This is a genomic window from Mucilaginibacter sp. P19, assembly GCF_050632265.1.
GTDB classification, from domain to species: domain Bacteria; phylum Bacteroidota; class Bacteroidia; order Sphingobacteriales; family Sphingobacteriaceae; genus Mucilaginibacter; species Mucilaginibacter gossypii.
In genome coordinates this window covers 878,222-892,583 of sequence record NZ_CP192586.1, presented here as the reverse complement: position 1 = coordinate 892,583, position 14,362 = coordinate 878,222, and the positions used below count along the sequence as shown (strand labels likewise).

The following is a 14,362-nucleotide window of genomic DNA, read 5'->3' as shown; positions in this document are numbered from 1 at the left end:
AAATTAACAACAACAGCTGCACATGACCCTTGTTATGAAGGGCATTCGCATTGGGCATGCAAATAATATGTTGCGCGTATTGTTCAATGTATATTAAATCTATCTTTTTAATAGATTAATACAAATGTAAACAAATTGTTAATCACTCCAAATATTTATGAAAATATTTTTTAATGCTTGTAAAGCCCTGCTGTTACACGTTCAATCAGATTTTTAGGGCCATGTGTTGCCGCTACGGCCGAAAGCTTGTTTAAAAATCCGGGTACTATTTCGGCCTTTTTGTTGAACATTCCATTTATCCCTATCGCCGCAACTTTATCGGGATTCATATTAAACTTGGCTGCCAGTTCGGCCAGGGCATCCATCCCTGCGCTGTGGGCAAAGCCTGTGTCTGTAGGGCCAGGGCAAAGGCAGCTTACTGATACCGGCGTGTCCTTAAGCTCGTATCTTAAAGCCCGACTAAATGATAAAACAAACGCTTTGGTGGCTGCATATACAGCCAGCGTTGGTACAGCCTGGTAAGCCGCGGTGCTGGATATATTGAGGATAAAAGCCCGCTGCTGCAATTTTAAAAGCGGGATAAAATGATAGGAGAGCTCGGTAAGGGCATTCATATTGACCTGCATCATCCGGGTTTGTGCGCTCAGATCCAGCTCATCGAAATTTCCCCACGCACCATGCCCCGCGTTATTTATTAATATCGATACAGGTACATCTAAGTTTTTAGCCCAGTCAAAGACCCGGAGGGCCGCACCTGCACCGGAAAGATCAATCGCGAGATAATCAGTCTGAACATAAAAGTCGGCTTTTATTTGGGCAGATAAAGCAATGAGGTCATTTTCTGACCGGGAAACCAGCAGTAGGTTATATCCTTTTTGAGCCAGCAATATAGCCATTGACCGCCCAATGCCTTTACCTGCTCCCGTAACTAAAGCGTACTGATCCATTATTTTTATGAGTTATATCTGCGATGCAAGTTTAAATAAAATAGTCTACTAAACTTGTAGACTATTTAAAATATTGTTACGTTTGTATTGATATGAAAACTATACTGCCCCGTTTTCGTTTTTTAAGCTATAACCAGCAAGGTTATTGTTGTTGCTGGTAAATCGTAACCGCTCCCCTACCCGTTATTATATCTGTAACACAACAATTATCACAAGCTTAAAATTGATCATGACCGCTTATCGTACAAAATATTTATTCAGCGCCCTTGTAGTCATTAGTTATATGTTATCTGTACTTCCGGCATCCGCCCAGCTCTTGGCTTCGGTGCGATACAAGCTTAACCTGTTGCCCGACACATCCGCCCATAGTATAATTGATGATAGCTATTCGTCCAAACTGCTTGCGGGGGTATCAAACAAACCTGTTATTGATAAAGCCAATGCGGTTTTTGAAACTGATCTGGAAAGTGAGCTGGATACCCATGCCGGTCGCAAAAAGGTTTTGAGCTATTTAAAAGAGCTATCGGCCAACAATACCGGCGAAAGTAATTATAACCAGGCCAAAGTTAAATCATATTATAAGCTTGCCAATGTATTTGCCAAGCTGCATTTGTATCCTTTGGCCATGAAGTGCTTTTTTAAAGCGATGGTATCTAAAAAGGTGGGGAGTGATCTTATACCCGCTGCGCCGGATTCTGTTATTGCTGATACAACCGGCCGGCAGTTACATTTAAACAGTGGCCTGTTGGCCATTAACGCGAATGACGATTCGGTATTTGTAAACACCCCGGTTCAATTAAAAGATAAAAAAGAAAAAAGAGCAAGTCTATCACTTATAACCGCATCCTGAACACATTTAATGATGGTAAAAAAGCGGCTGCTTACGCATTGTTATTTCATGTAAAACAACCAAAACCGGGTAAACCGACTGTATTTGTACGGGCCAACACCGGTCATACTTTTATCACCCTCATCAAGTACAACGCCGATTCAAGCTCGGTTTCTGTTTCCTTCGGATTTTATCCTAAAAAGGACAATATATTTTCAGCCACTCCATGGGAGCCGGAAACCTCGGGCACTTTCAAAAATGATGAGGCGCACAAGTGGGATGAAGTAATGGGCAAGTTTATAACCGAACGCCGGTTTAAAAGAATCCTGAAGCTCACCCGTTTATACGATGGGTTGGAGTATCACCTGTCAAAAAATAACTGTACCGATTTTGCTTTACAGGCAGCTTCCTATGCCGGATTTGGGGTTACCAACTCAAAAGGCTCATGGCCGCTGGGCCAGGGAAACAATCCCGGAACAACCGGGCAAAGCATTATAGCAGGTGGTATTTATGATAATGATAAAGCCGATCTTTTTATTGATTTTGATGAAAATCTGAAATAAAGGTTAAACAGATTTAAGCACACTTCCTTCCGTTCCAACCTCAAGTATGTGCCATAACCCGCATGTAAGGGCGAAATTGTTTCTTTGATGACCCACCGGAAAATCAAAGCAAACTGGATAGTCATAGTCTTTTACTTTTTCGGTAACGATATCATAAATGCTGTGGCCAAATTCTTCGCCTTCAATATCGGGCGTTAGTTGAAAGCCTCCTATAATTAGCCCGGCCAGGTGCGAAAGTTTACCGCATTGCTTTAGGTTCCAGAACATGCGGTCGATATTGTAAAGGCGTTCATGGGTATCTTCAACAAATAAGATTTTTCCATTCGTATCAAGGTCAGACGGCGTACCCGAAAGCGTCGCGATCAGGCTCAGGTTACCGCCAACCAATAGGGCTTCGGTTTTTCCGGAGCGGTTTTGGGGGCAAGCAGGTGACGAGATAATTAAGGCTTTCGCCGGTAAGCGCCTGCCTTATGGATTGAATAGTGGCTATCTGCATAGCATCGGCCTTTGCCCAGTCATCAGGAAAACTGTTGCACATTTTTGAATGCAGTGTTGCAATACCAAAATTCCGGTTGATATGGCAATGCAGGGCGGTAATGTCGCTGAAGCCGATAATCCATTTAGGATTTTTCTTAAACTGTTTGAAATTGAGTCGGTCAATGATCCTCACCAATCCGTAACCCCCTCTTGCACACATAATGGCTTTAATCTCGGGGTTATCCAGCATCTGCTGCAGGTCTGCCACGCGTTCTTCATCTGTTCCCCCGTATATAAAATCCTTTTTGCCGGTGTTATCGCCAATCTGCACCTTAAAGCACCAGTTTTGTATAAGTTGTACAGCCGGCATAAGGTCGGCCAGGCTCATATATCCCGATGGACTAATAATGCCTATGGTATCTCCGGGTTGCAAATAAGGAGGGATTTTGTGACGGGCTTTAGTATAGGGATTTGTTGGAGTAACCGACCATGCCCCTGAGGTTGATAAAGCGGCGCCGGCCGTGACTAAGGAGGATATGAAGCGTTTTCGGTTCATTTTATACCTGCTGCATTTTGATGCAACAGCGTTTATAAAAGTATGAAAAAACGGGAGTATAAGTAATGAATACCTCGCAGGTAAAATTCATTATCCTATAATCTTTACATAACCCCTCACCTGCTTTTACCTAAAGATAAGTAAATTTGAATTTGATGAAGATAAAGCATATCCCATTTACCGGACTTAAATTATTTATAGGGTTAACCCTAATGCTATTGTCTCTCGTTTTCCAGGCTTGCCACACCTCCGGCCGTAAAAATGAAACTGACACCACAAACCCAAGGCTTGTTAATGCATCATCTGCCGGATTTAAAGTTAAAGCGGCCATTTCCTGTACCAAAAACGGGATGATCAGGGAAGACAGCATTTTATACATGCAGCAAGGCGGGGAGGCATTTAAACCCACAATAGTTAACTTGAATGGTACATCTGCCAATAAAGCTGATCAGGATATGGCATGGATTCCTGGTGGTACCTTTAGCATGGGTGGGGTTAATCCAAGGGGTATGACCGATGGCGGTATGGAAGCCATGGACGATGCCAGGCCTGTTCACCGGGTATTTGTTGATGGTTTTTACATGGATAAAACCGAGGTAACCAATAACCAGTTTGCCAAATTTGTAAAAGCTACCGGCTACATAACCGTGGCTGAACAAAAACCCACCGAGGCAGAATTTGCCGGTGTTCCGGCCGAAAAACTGGTTGCCGGATCGGTTGTTTTTACGCCTCCGCATCAAAAAGTGCAATTAGATGATATTTCGCAATGGTGGTCGTACCAAAACGGGGCCGACTGGAAACACCCGCTTGGACCGGGTTCTGACTTGATAGGTAAAGAAGATTACCCGGTAGTACAGGTAGCCTGGGAAGATGCTGCTGCCTATGCCAAATGGGCCGGAAAACGCCTGCCCACAGAGGCCGAATGGGAGTTTGCAGCAAGAGGAGGTAAAGCCGGTGAACTATATCCCTGGGGCAACCAGTTAAAACAGAACGGACGCTGGATGGCCAACACATTCCAGGGATCTTTTCCTGATCATGATGATGCCGAAGATGGTGAAACCGGCCTGGGGCCGGTAAAAAAATACCCGGCGAATGCTTACGGTTTGTATGATATGGCCGGCAACGCATGGGAATGGTGTGCTGACTGGTACCGAAATGATTATTACAATAGCTTTAATCCTAATATGGTTGCGCGCAATCCTAAAGGGCCTTCTGATTCTTCAGATCCGCAGGAGCCGGGGCAAAAAAGAAGGTTCAAAGAGGCGGCTCATTTTTATGTACCGACCAGTACTGCACCCGCTATATGGTAGGCTCGAGAGGTAAAGGCGAATATCGCTCGGCAACAAACCACGTTGGCTTTAGATGTGTAAAGGATGTTAAGCATGGTAATAATACGACACAGGACACCCAAAAAGCACTTTAATATTTTTCGTGATATTTATATATAAGAATTTATCGGGAACAATGGGTAACAAGTTCAAAAGCTTTCTGCTTTAAGTATTCCGCCTTCCGCTTCAAAAAGGGCATAAAAAAGAAGCACTCCTGATGGGCAGGAATGCGTTCTAACCAATTATAAACCTAAATTATGAGAAGAGATGTAAACCCGGAGTCGAACCGGTGGCGCTGCCTGTCAGCCATTCACATGATGTTACAAATATACGTGTAATCTTTACATTTATTGTCATCTTAATATGAAAATTTTATTTTCATTGGTATATTTTTATAGATAACGATTGGTTTATAGATAATTGGCAATGAATTGCAATAATTAAAAAACTGCCGGTTTTTTTGCAAAATATAGTATAGCTCTAACGTCTCTTCCGCTTAGTCAGTAAGACAATGCTGCTAAATTTAAGTGACAGGTGGCTGTACCCCTCCTGGCTATTGAGTTCGTCTAATAAAAACAATTGTCATTTCGAAACGAGGAACGAGTGAGAAATCTTATACGAGCTATAAACTTTGCATGGCAGCTTAGCACAATGTAGAAGATTTCTCCTCACTCTTGCGCGCTGCCCCACCAGTGTTCGCTCGAAACGACATCTTCTTCGATTCTCAATTAATATTTAAAAGATATACATACATCAACTGATTCTAAAGAGGGTTTCCTGGTTCTATGTCACTGCCAATAAGTATTCAGGATCAGGTCCTGCGGCTTTCAACAGTGTATACGAAGCTTTCGGCCTTGTAATAGCCAAGGTTATACTCCATGGGGCGCTCGCCCTGATCGTAAACAAATCTTTTTCTGAATAATACGGGGCTGCCGGTTTCAATTTCAAGCTTGCCGGCTATGAACTTATTAGCTTCCAGCGCACTGATTTCTTCTTTTGACAGGTTTGCTATCGTAGAATATTCTTCCTCCAGCATTTCATAAAGCGGGCGTTTAAAATCCTCTTCGCCTGTAAGGCCTATGCGCGGGTGAAAATAAGATATGAAATAAACAAAAGGGTTGTCGCTGCTGCCCCGTAGCCGCTCCATTTTCACAATTTTTTCTCTGTACTGATATCGAAAAAGCTGGCGGTGCTTTCATCAGGAAATACCCAGCTTACATGCAGCTCATAATTTTTTACGGTAATACCTCTCGCTTTCATTTCCTGCGAAAAACTGAGCCAGTTCATTGATTTTGAACTGATCCTGGAGTTGGCAACTTTAGTACCAAAACCCTTTTTGCGGATCAACAGTTCTTCGTAAACCAGTTTATTAATAGCCTGCCGCAGTGTTGTGCGGGATATAGCCAACTTTTTTGCCAGCTCTACCTCGTTAGGTAATAATTTACCCGCCTGGTAAACCGGATCTTTGATCAGTTCGCGAAGCAATTGCTCGGCCTGTATATGGAGTGGAATAGGGCTTTTATGGTCGATGGCTAATTTCATAATGGTTTTTACTAACCTTAATGAGGAAATATATGGCTAAAGATAGTAAAAAGGTTAATTATGTATTTACATGGTTTAAGGATGTGTTTTAATTTGCCAAACAGGATATCTATATATTGTATGGAACGTTAATAATTCAATGACTTTATTCTATTTCTATCAACCTAACTACGCAGCAATTATTGGTATCGATTATTTACTTTCAAGCTCCATAACTTAAATGTTCATACAAATGGTTATTTCATTGTTTAATATTATAAATTGTTCCATAATTACCCCTCGACTAAAGGTTCAACTGATGGAAAATAACCTTTTAATTACTTATAAATTCGCCTTGATTATGCCTTTATGAATTTGCTAAAAAAGTTACTTCCCATACTTCCGGCTACTTCTTAGTATGCAGTTTAGTTAATGCAAATTGCCCTATCCTATCGCCCTCATCTACACCGTTAGTTATGGATGGCATATAATGGATACCACCATAAAACCTGCTGATAGCGGCCTCCTCGGCCGCGGCTTTAAAGGATTTAAAATTGCGCGCGGGGATAGCAAATTCCATTTCTGTAGAGTCAATGAACGAAAATTCATCGCCAAATAATTTGCCTAACACGGCTGCTGATGCGGTAGATACAACACTGTGCCCGCTGGTATACTCGGGGAAAGGCGGCGTTTGCAGCAATGGCATCCAGCTTTGATCAATATACTGGTTAATGTAAGTTTCGGGCCTGATCACCTTGCTCCGGTATTTTTCGTCCCAGCAGTTTATAAAACTATCTGCAATAACTACAGCTATACAAGCATAAGCTTCAGCACTTTTCACATAACCGGCCTTAGCCTTACGACAAGCCAGCGCCGTGATATTGATCCAATGCCCTCCCGGCGAGATTTTTTTGTGGCAAACATAGTGTGCCCGTTGATATTCACCTTAAAGGGGTTATCATCCCAAAAAGTAGCAATGGTAGCCTCATCATCGGTGAGGTGCTTGCCTGTATCATATACTTCCATAGCCAGCTTGTAAAAATTACTACCGGGAATGTTGCTGAAGGTAAACGGATGAGCTGGTTTAAATTGCTGTGCCGAATCAAGCAAAAATGGGCGGATCTCGTTCCAGTGCGGTTCAATACCTTTCATGTAGGCCGGTGGGGTGGGCTTCCAGCTTGCGTCATCTGTTTGCACATCATATTTTGATAATGAGCGGGTATGTTTATAGTTATCCTTACCCGCCCATTTTATGATCCTGTCGGCAATAAGTTTACCGTACGCTATCGAGTTATCATACACACTATCGGGCATGCCGGTATTTTTAAACTCCTGCATCAGTTTGTCATGAAAACCCTCTATCCTGCCCTCACTCATCACCAGGATCTTACCAACGGTTAAAATAGCGTGCGATGCCGATAACGTGAAGCAATATTTTTTACCAGCTATAGGCTTAGGTACCGAGTCGAGCCCTTTCAGTTGCCCTTCAAGCGATTGGTAATGATCATCGCCATTTCGCGCAGCCTCGTATGCAGCCACACTGATATAAGCATAAATACGACTGGCAACCGGCGGCGAATAAATATCATGCCTTACCACATCAGTAACATCTTTTATAGACCGGTGGATAAAATCCGGGTTTTCGGCTGGTTTTTCCCAGCTTTTTTTGCCGCATGATGAGCAAGTTATAATAACAATAAGGGCAAAATATAGTCTCTTCATCATGATGAAACAGCAAAGGCTTGATCAGTTTAATTGGTCTGCCCCTCAAATCAGGGGTTCAGATCAAAGCTAACAGTTAATCAATATTTAAGTATGGCCCGATAGTAATTAACTAACTTTTGATACAATTTGCAGAAACAGGAATTGTAAAATCCGTTTTCTTTACACTGGCTTATTGCATTATAACCAATAAGTTAAAGCTTAACCAAAGCATAAACCATCAATCAATTATTAACCATATCTGCATGATAAAAAGTTTACCCCAGGCGTTTAAACTATCTACCTTATTGTTACTTTTTTTGGTGCCGGATGTTCAAAAAAGTCATCAGGCCCAACGCTCTTTAAGCTGCTCGATGCTTCACAAACCGGTATCGATTTTAAAAATACCATTACCGAAAGTGACAGCATCAACATCCTTAACCACCCCTACCTGTACAATGGCGCCGGTGTTGGTATCGGCGATTTTAATCATGATGGCCTGCCCGATGTTTACTTTGCCGGCAACATGGTTGCCAATAAATTATACATTAACAAAGGCTCACTTACTTTTAAAGATGTTACCGATGCAGCGGGTGTAGCCGGTAATGGCGACTGGTACGCAGGTGTATCAGTAGTTGATATCAATAACGATGGCTGGCCGGACATATACGTCTGCTCATCATTTAAAAGCGATCCCAACCATCGTAAAAACCTGCTTTTCATCAACCAGGCAACCAATAAAGATGGCGTGCCAACCTTTAAAGAATCGGCAGCAGCCTATGGCCTGCAGGACACCGGCTACAGTACACAAGCCGTATTTTTTGATTACGACCATGACGGCGACCTCGACATGTACCTGCTCACCAACTTTTTAGGCAAAGAAACGCCGGTGGCCTATCGCCCTAAATTAACCGATGGCAGCGCACAGAATAATGACCGCCTTTACCGTAACAATGGTAATGGTACCTTCACCAATGTAACCAAAGAAGCCGGGATATTGATAGAAGGTTTTGGCAACTCCGTTTCCATATGCGATGTGAATAACGATGGCTGGCCGGATGTTTATGTTGGTAACGACTTTATATCGAACGATGTATTATGGGTGAACAATAAAAACGGCACCTTCAGCAACCGCGCGGGCGAATATTTTAAACACACGGGCTGGTCGGTAATGGGATCGGATATGGTTGATATCAACAATGATGGCAAGGCCGACCTGGTATCATTAGAGATGCTGCCCGAAGAAAACGTACGTAAAAAAACCATGCTTGTAGGCGATAATTACATTACCTATATCAACAATAACAAATTTAAATACGAGCACCAGTACATCCGCAATGTGCTGCAGCTTAATCAGGGGCAAACACCCGCCGGCCATCCGCAATACAGCGAAATAGCTTACCAGGCCGGTGTTTATCAAACCGACTGGAGCTGGACACCTCTTGTGGCCGATTTTGATAACGACGGTTATCGTGACATGATGATCACCAACGGCTATCCCCGCGACGTTACGGACCTTGATCACGCCCTGTACAGTAACGATCAGGGCCGTACAGTTAAAGAGAATACTACTTTAGCTGCTGCCGATTCATTCCCCGTTGTAAAAACATCAAGCTACGCTTTCAGAAATGCGGGCGGGTACTTGTTTAAAGATCAGTCGAAAGATTGGGGAATTGTGAAACCTACCTTTTCAACCGGCGGTGTTTACGCCGATCTGGATAATGACGGCGATCTTGACCTCGTGATCAATAATATTGATGACGATGCTTTTATTTATGAAAACACCGCTAACAGCAAAACGCAGGTAGCCAAAGATCACAACTACCTAACTGTTGCACTACAGGGCGACAGCAAAAATATTGGCGGTATGGGTGCTACCGTCCGTATCTATTACAAAGGCAAGCAGCAGTTTTATGACCAGCAACCCTGTCGCGGCTATATGAGTACGGATGATGCCCGCGGGCATTTCGGTATAGGGGCCACTACATCTGTCGACTCATTGCGGGTACGCTGGCCCGATGGTAAAACCCAGTTGCTTACCAATGTTAAGGCAAACCAAACACTTACATTGCGGTACAAAAATGCCTCTGGTTATTTCCCGCCGGATGCTTTCGGCAAAATCATCCCGGTGTTTCAGGAGGCGAATAACCAAACAGGCATAAAATACGTGCACCAGGAAAAAGACGCTATCGATTATAATATACAGCCTACCCTGCCGCACAAGCTAAGCCAGTATGGGCCCGCTATTGCTGTTGGCGATGTGGATGGAAATGGTTACGATGACCTTTTTATAGGAGGCTCCGCCGGTAACAAAGGGGTATTTTTCATGCAGGATGCAAACGGTCATTTCGCTATGGATAACAACCGTTTTATGCACGAAGATTTTAAAGAAGAGGAAGACATGGGTGCATTATTGTTTGATGCCAATGGCGATGGCTTCCCTGATCTGTATATCGCAAGTGGTAGTTACGAATTCCAGAAAGGGCATACCACGGCTCAGGACAGGCTTTACATCAACGATAAAAAAGGTCATTTCACCCGCGACCTTGCCGCCGTGCCCGTGGAATATGATAACGGTTCATGTGTACGTGCTGCTGATTTTGATGGAGATGGCGATTTGGACCTTTTTGTAGGTTCAAGATCGGTTTCAGGCGCTTATCCTTCATCACCCGTTAGCCATTTACTCAGGAACGATGGCGGTAAATTTACCGATGTTACCAGCCAGTTTTGCCCCGACCTGATACATGGCGGCATGATCACCGACGCGCTTTGGTCGGATTTTGACAAGGATGGTAAGGCGGACCTGGTGGTGGTTGGCGAATGGATGCCGGTTACCTTTTACAAAAACACCGGCCATGGCCTTAGCAAGATCAAATCGGGCATTGATGATCATGTGGGCTGGTGGAACAGCATAGTTGCAGGTGACTTTAACAACGATGGCAACATTGATTACGTAGCCGGCAACCTGGGCCAAAACTCAAACTACAAAGCATCATTTGAACAGCCCATGACCATTATGGGTAAAGACCTGGATGGTAACGGCTCCTTCGATGCCATGATATTTTGCTTTATGAAGGATGAGGACGGCTCACAGAAACCCTTCCCCATGCATACCCGCGATGACCTCATCAGCCAGGTGATCTCCATCCGCAAAAAATATCCAAGCTATCGCGGCTTTGGCCATGCGACAATGAATGATCTTTGGAGCGAAAAAGACAAAGCAGGTGCTGTGGTACTTAAAGCTACAGATATGAACACCAGCCTTATCACCGGCAAAGGCACTGGTACTTTTAGTATCAGTGCATTACCGCAAGATGCACAAATGGCCCCGGTGTACGGCATAATAGCTGAAGATGTTGACCACGATGGCAACCTCGACCTGGTAATGACTGGTAACGACTTTGGTATGGAACCTTTTACCGGGAGGCACGATGCTTTTATGGGTTTATATATGAAAGGCAATGGAAAAGGCAGCTTTGCTCCGCTATCAGTAGCTAATAGCGGTATTTATATCGCGGGCGACGGTAAAGGGCTGGCAAGTGTACAATCGGCTAAAGGAGGCAGGGTTTTAGTAGCTACCCAAAATCAAGATAGCATTAAAGTATTCCGGAAAACGGGCGCTAATTCTGCCAGGCGATATATTAAATTAAAGCCCGATGATTTTTATGCTGATATTACGCTCAAGAACGGAGGCAAAAAGCATATTGAATTTTATTATGGATCAACCTATCTATCGCAATCGTCAAGGATATTGGAATTGGATGCTAATACAGCAGAGGTAACCATAACAAATTATAATGGTAGGAAAAGGAAGGGGAGCTGATAGTTATAAATCCATGCATATCCGTCATGTCTTACTGAGTGTTAAATCCGGTGGCCTGTGAAGGAAAAATGACAAAGGGGCCTGTCAGTCCGAGTGTTTAAATCCGGAGGCCTCTGAAGGTGAAATGGCAAAAGAGGGCCTGTCAGTCTGAGCCTGTCGAAGACTCGTGCGCAGAGGCCCAGCCCGCCATGCTTCGAGGGCCTACCCATGACACCCCTTTTTATATTTCATGGGAAAGTTTTGGATCCGATGAATGCTAAAAAAGCAGTTGAAGACTTACGAAGCTTTGAACTTCATAAGTCGGGACGTCTATTATATTAAACTTACTGACACTTTCATTTAATAGAAACTGTGATACATAATAGCCAAAAGGAGGGGGATATTGGTAACTTAAACTCCAATCTTCCTCCTTTAACCAACCAACTCACTCACAATTTTTGCCGACAGCAAACACAACGGGATCCCTCCTCCCGGGTGTACGCTTCCCCCGCAAAAATATAAACCTTTTATTTTTGAGGATTTATTGGCATGCCGTAAAAATGCTGCAAACCGGCTGTTGGAGCTGGTACCATAAAGGGAGCCCTGGTACGAAGACGTGCGGCTTTCGATACTCCGCGGATCAAGGATGCTTTCATTAGCAATAAGTTTGCGGATGTCTTTATTTAGCAAACGGCTTAACTTATTTAATACATTTTCCCTCGCCCCGGCTATCAGTGCATCCCAATCCTGCCCGGTGTTAGCAGGTACGTTGATCATCACAAACCAATTTTCGCAACTCTCGGGAGCATCGTTTGGTTTATATTTGGAGCTGATGTTAAGGTAAACGGTAGGGTCATGATAAATCTCCTTTTCCCGCCAAATGTGATTAAACTCGGCCTCGTAATCAGCACTGAAAAAAATGTTATGCAGGTCAAGCTCCCTGAACTGATACCGGATCCCCCAATAAAATATCAGGGCCGAACTGCTTCGCTCCTGGTTTAATATTTTTTGAGGATAAAGTTTGGGATAATTGCTTAGCAGCTTGTGATAGGTGAACCAGATATCCATATTGGATACCACAAGATCCCCTTCAATTACTCCATCATTCGTCTTGATCCCCCTTACTGTGTGACCTTGCAATGCAATTTCTGCTACCGGGTTATTGTAGTGAAATTTAATACCTAATGATTCGGCCAGCGCCACTAAGCAAGAAGTTATGTTATACATCCCACCCTCCGGAAAATAAGCGCCGAAATGCTGCTCCAGGTGCGGGATTACGTTCAGCGTGGCCGGTGCGCTATAAGGATTTGAACCATTATAGGTTGCATACCTGTCGAAAAATTGCACTATCCTTTTATCCTTGAAAAAGACCTCATTGGCCTTGTGCATAGTGCGAAAGGCATCTATCTTACCAAACTGAAATATTGATTTGACGGTATCCCAGCGCAGATAGGTTTTAAGCCGATGCAGGGAGCGCTCTAAAAAACGTGGTTGGTAACGTTATAAACCATACTGCTGTTATCAAGGTAATGCTTTACAGCTGCAGCAGGTTCTCCTGTCTTTTCCTGTATCTCATCACTAAACTTGCCTGCATTAGCGTAAGCGGTTAAACGCGTACCATCTTCATAAAAATATCTGCAAACAACATCGAGCTTTTGATACCTGAAATAATCAGACGGATTTCTTCCCGCCAGCTTAAAAAGCTCGTTAACATATTGCGGCATGGTAAACAGGCTCGGCCCGGCGTCAAAGCGGTAACTATCCTGCTCAAACTGGCTTAACTTACCACCGGGGTAACTATTAGCTTCATAAACTTCAACCTGATATCCTTTTACCGCCAGGCGGATAGCTGTCGCAATGCCCGCTATACCGGCACCAATAATTAAAGCTTTTTTGGGGAGAGGCATGGGGTAAAGATAACCGGGATTCGGGGGATTTTTAGGATTAACAGGATTTTTTCTGACCTGATTAGAAAAATCCAACTAATGTCAAATGTTATAAACTGCAATCACATTGATCGGATCTCTTTAAACCAGAGAAAAATCCTGTACTCCCAAAAATCCTATAAAAATCCCGGCGCAAAAACTACACATGATGAACGCCTTCGCCAATCTCTTCAATAGCTTTGCGGTTAAATGCTTCCAAATCATCAGGGCGGCGACTTGTTACCAGGCCCTTATCAACCACCACCTCTTCATCAACCCAATCAGCACCGGCGTTTTTAAGATCGGTTTGTAAAGATGGATATGACGTTAACCTTCTGCTGTTGATCATGCCTGTTTCTATCAGCAATTGCGGGCCGTGGCATATTGCCGCTACCGGCTTGCCCTCATCCAAAAACGCAGATGCAAAGGCAACGGCATCTTTATTTTGTCTCAACTTATCGGGATTAAGCACACCGCCAGGTAAAACCAGCGCATCGTAATCATCAGGGCTTACTTCATTAAGCTCTTTATCAACATTGATTTCGATACCCCAGTTAGTTTTATCCCAGGCTTTGATTTTTCCGCTTTTGGGTGATATCACATGTACTGTTGCACCTGCCTGCTCAAGGGCTTGTTTTGGGCTTGTTAATTCAACCTGCTCAAATCCTTCTTCGGTAAGGATTGCCACCTTACGACCGTTTAAACTTGCCATA

14 protein-coding genes and 1 pseudogene are annotated in these 14,362 nt (G+C 43.6%); 5 read left to right on the top strand and 10 right to left on the bottom strand.

From position 1 onward, the window contains the following. Positions 1-170: 170 nt before the first annotated feature. On the bottom strand, positions 171-947 hold the full coding sequence (locus ACQ86K_RS04390; protein ID WP_091172228.1) for an SDR family NAD(P)-dependent oxidoreductase: 777 nt from the start codon (positions 945-947) through the stop codon (positions 171-173). A gap of 229 nt (positions 948-1,176) precedes the next feature. Here ACQ86K_RS04390 and ACQ86K_RS04385 point away from each other — a divergent pair, with 229 nt between their 5' ends. Further along, a complete protein-coding gene (locus ACQ86K_RS04385) occupies positions 1,177-1,797 on the top strand; it encodes a hypothetical protein (RefSeq protein ID WP_431199869.1) in 621 nt (206 codons plus the stop codon). A gap of 38 nt (positions 1,798-1,835) precedes the next feature. Further along, positions 1,836-2,339 (top strand): hypothetical protein, encoded by a 504-nt coding sequence (locus tag ACQ86K_RS04380; RefSeq protein WP_431199868.1) that lies wholly within the window; start codon positions 1,836-1,838, stop codon positions 2,337-2,339. A gap of 3 nt (positions 2,340-2,342) precedes the next feature. Here ACQ86K_RS04380 and ACQ86K_RS04375 read toward each other — a convergent pair whose 3' ends face one another. Together ACQ86K_RS04375 and ACQ86K_RS04370 are read right to left on the bottom strand one after the other, a co-directional pair. Beyond that, the gene (locus ACQ86K_RS04375; protein WP_431199867.1) at positions 2,343-2,726 is read right to left on the bottom strand and encodes a hypothetical protein; all 384 of its coding nucleotides are present in this window, start codon (positions 2,724-2,726) and stop codon (positions 2,343-2,345) included. Continuing rightward, complete coding sequence (locus ACQ86K_RS04370; protein WP_431199866.1) at positions 2,713-3,372, bottom strand: S66 peptidase family protein; 660 nt, start codon at positions 3,370-3,372, stop codon at positions 2,713-2,715. The genes ACQ86K_RS04375 and ACQ86K_RS04370 overlap by 14 nt, the downstream gene beginning before the upstream one ends. Positions 3,373-3,527: 155 nt before the next feature. On the opposite strand from ACQ86K_RS04370, the gene ACQ86K_RS04365 reads away from it, so the two are divergent. Together ACQ86K_RS04365 and ACQ86K_RS04360 are read left to right on the top strand one after the other, a co-directional pair. Further along, positions 3,528-4,682, top strand: a complete 1,155-nt coding sequence (locus tag ACQ86K_RS04365; protein ID WP_431199865.1) for a formylglycine-generating enzyme family protein — start codon at positions 3,528-3,530, stop codon at positions 4,680-4,682. Next, positions 4,670-4,795: pseudogene (locus ACQ86K_RS04360) on the top strand (hypothetical protein); the annotation flags it as partial. The gene ACQ86K_RS04365 and the pseudogene ACQ86K_RS04360, both read left to right, overlap by 13 nt. A 716-nt stretch (positions 4,796-5,511) precedes the next feature. Here ACQ86K_RS04360 and ACQ86K_RS04355 read toward each other — a convergent pair. From ACQ86K_RS04355 to ACQ86K_RS04340, 4 genes are all read right to left on the bottom strand, one after another. Beyond that, positions 5,512-5,847, bottom strand: a complete 336-nt coding sequence (locus ACQ86K_RS04355; RefSeq protein WP_431199864.1) for a UTRA domain-containing protein — start codon at positions 5,845-5,847, stop codon at positions 5,512-5,514. Positions 5,848-5,849: 2 nt separating this feature from the next. Further along, positions 5,850-6,242: a GntR family transcriptional regulator gene (locus tag ACQ86K_RS04350; RefSeq protein ID WP_431199863.1), complete on the bottom strand. Its 393-nt coding sequence runs from the start codon at positions 6,240-6,242 to the stop codon at positions 5,850-5,852. 385 nt (positions 6,243-6,627) lie between these two features. Further along, positions 6,628-7,062, bottom strand: coding sequence for a vanadium-dependent haloperoxidase (locus ACQ86K_RS04345; RefSeq protein WP_431199862.1), 435 nt, complete (start codon positions 7,060-7,062; stop codon positions 6,628-6,630). Next, positions 7,059-7,946, bottom strand: coding sequence for a hypothetical protein (locus tag ACQ86K_RS04340; RefSeq protein WP_431199861.1), 888 nt, complete (start codon positions 7,944-7,946; stop codon positions 7,059-7,061). Before ACQ86K_RS04340 ends, ACQ86K_RS04345 begins: the two co-directional genes overlap by 4 nt. Before the next feature lie 502 nt (positions 7,947-8,448). Between ACQ86K_RS04340 and ACQ86K_RS04335 the strand changes: the two genes are divergently transcribed. After that, the gene (locus tag ACQ86K_RS04335; RefSeq protein WP_431199860.1) at positions 8,449-11,745 is read left to right on the top strand and encodes a VCBS repeat-containing protein; all 3,297 of its coding nucleotides are present in this window, start codon (positions 8,449-8,451) and stop codon (positions 11,743-11,745) included. 411 nt (positions 11,746-12,156) lie between these two features. On the opposite strand, the gene ACQ86K_RS04330 is transcribed toward ACQ86K_RS04335, so the two are convergent. From ACQ86K_RS04330 to ACQ86K_RS04320, 3 genes are all read right to left on the bottom strand, one after another. After that, the gene (locus tag ACQ86K_RS04330) at positions 12,157-13,113 is read right to left on the bottom strand and encodes a phytoene desaturase family protein (protein WP_431199859.1); all 957 of its coding nucleotides are present in this window, start codon (positions 13,111-13,113) and stop codon (positions 12,157-12,159) included. Positions 13,114-13,202: 89 nt separating this feature from the next. Beyond that, the gene (locus ACQ86K_RS04325; RefSeq protein WP_431199858.1) at positions 13,203-13,631 is read right to left on the bottom strand and encodes a phytoene desaturase family protein; all 429 of its coding nucleotides are present in this window, start codon (positions 13,629-13,631) and stop codon (positions 13,203-13,205) included. A gap of 178 nt (positions 13,632-13,809) precedes the next feature. Then, a complete protein-coding gene (locus ACQ86K_RS04320) occupies positions 13,810-14,361 on the bottom strand; it encodes a type 1 glutamine amidotransferase domain-containing protein (RefSeq protein WP_091172217.1) in 552 nt (183 codons plus the stop codon). Between the last annotated feature and the right edge of the window lies 1 nt (position 14,362).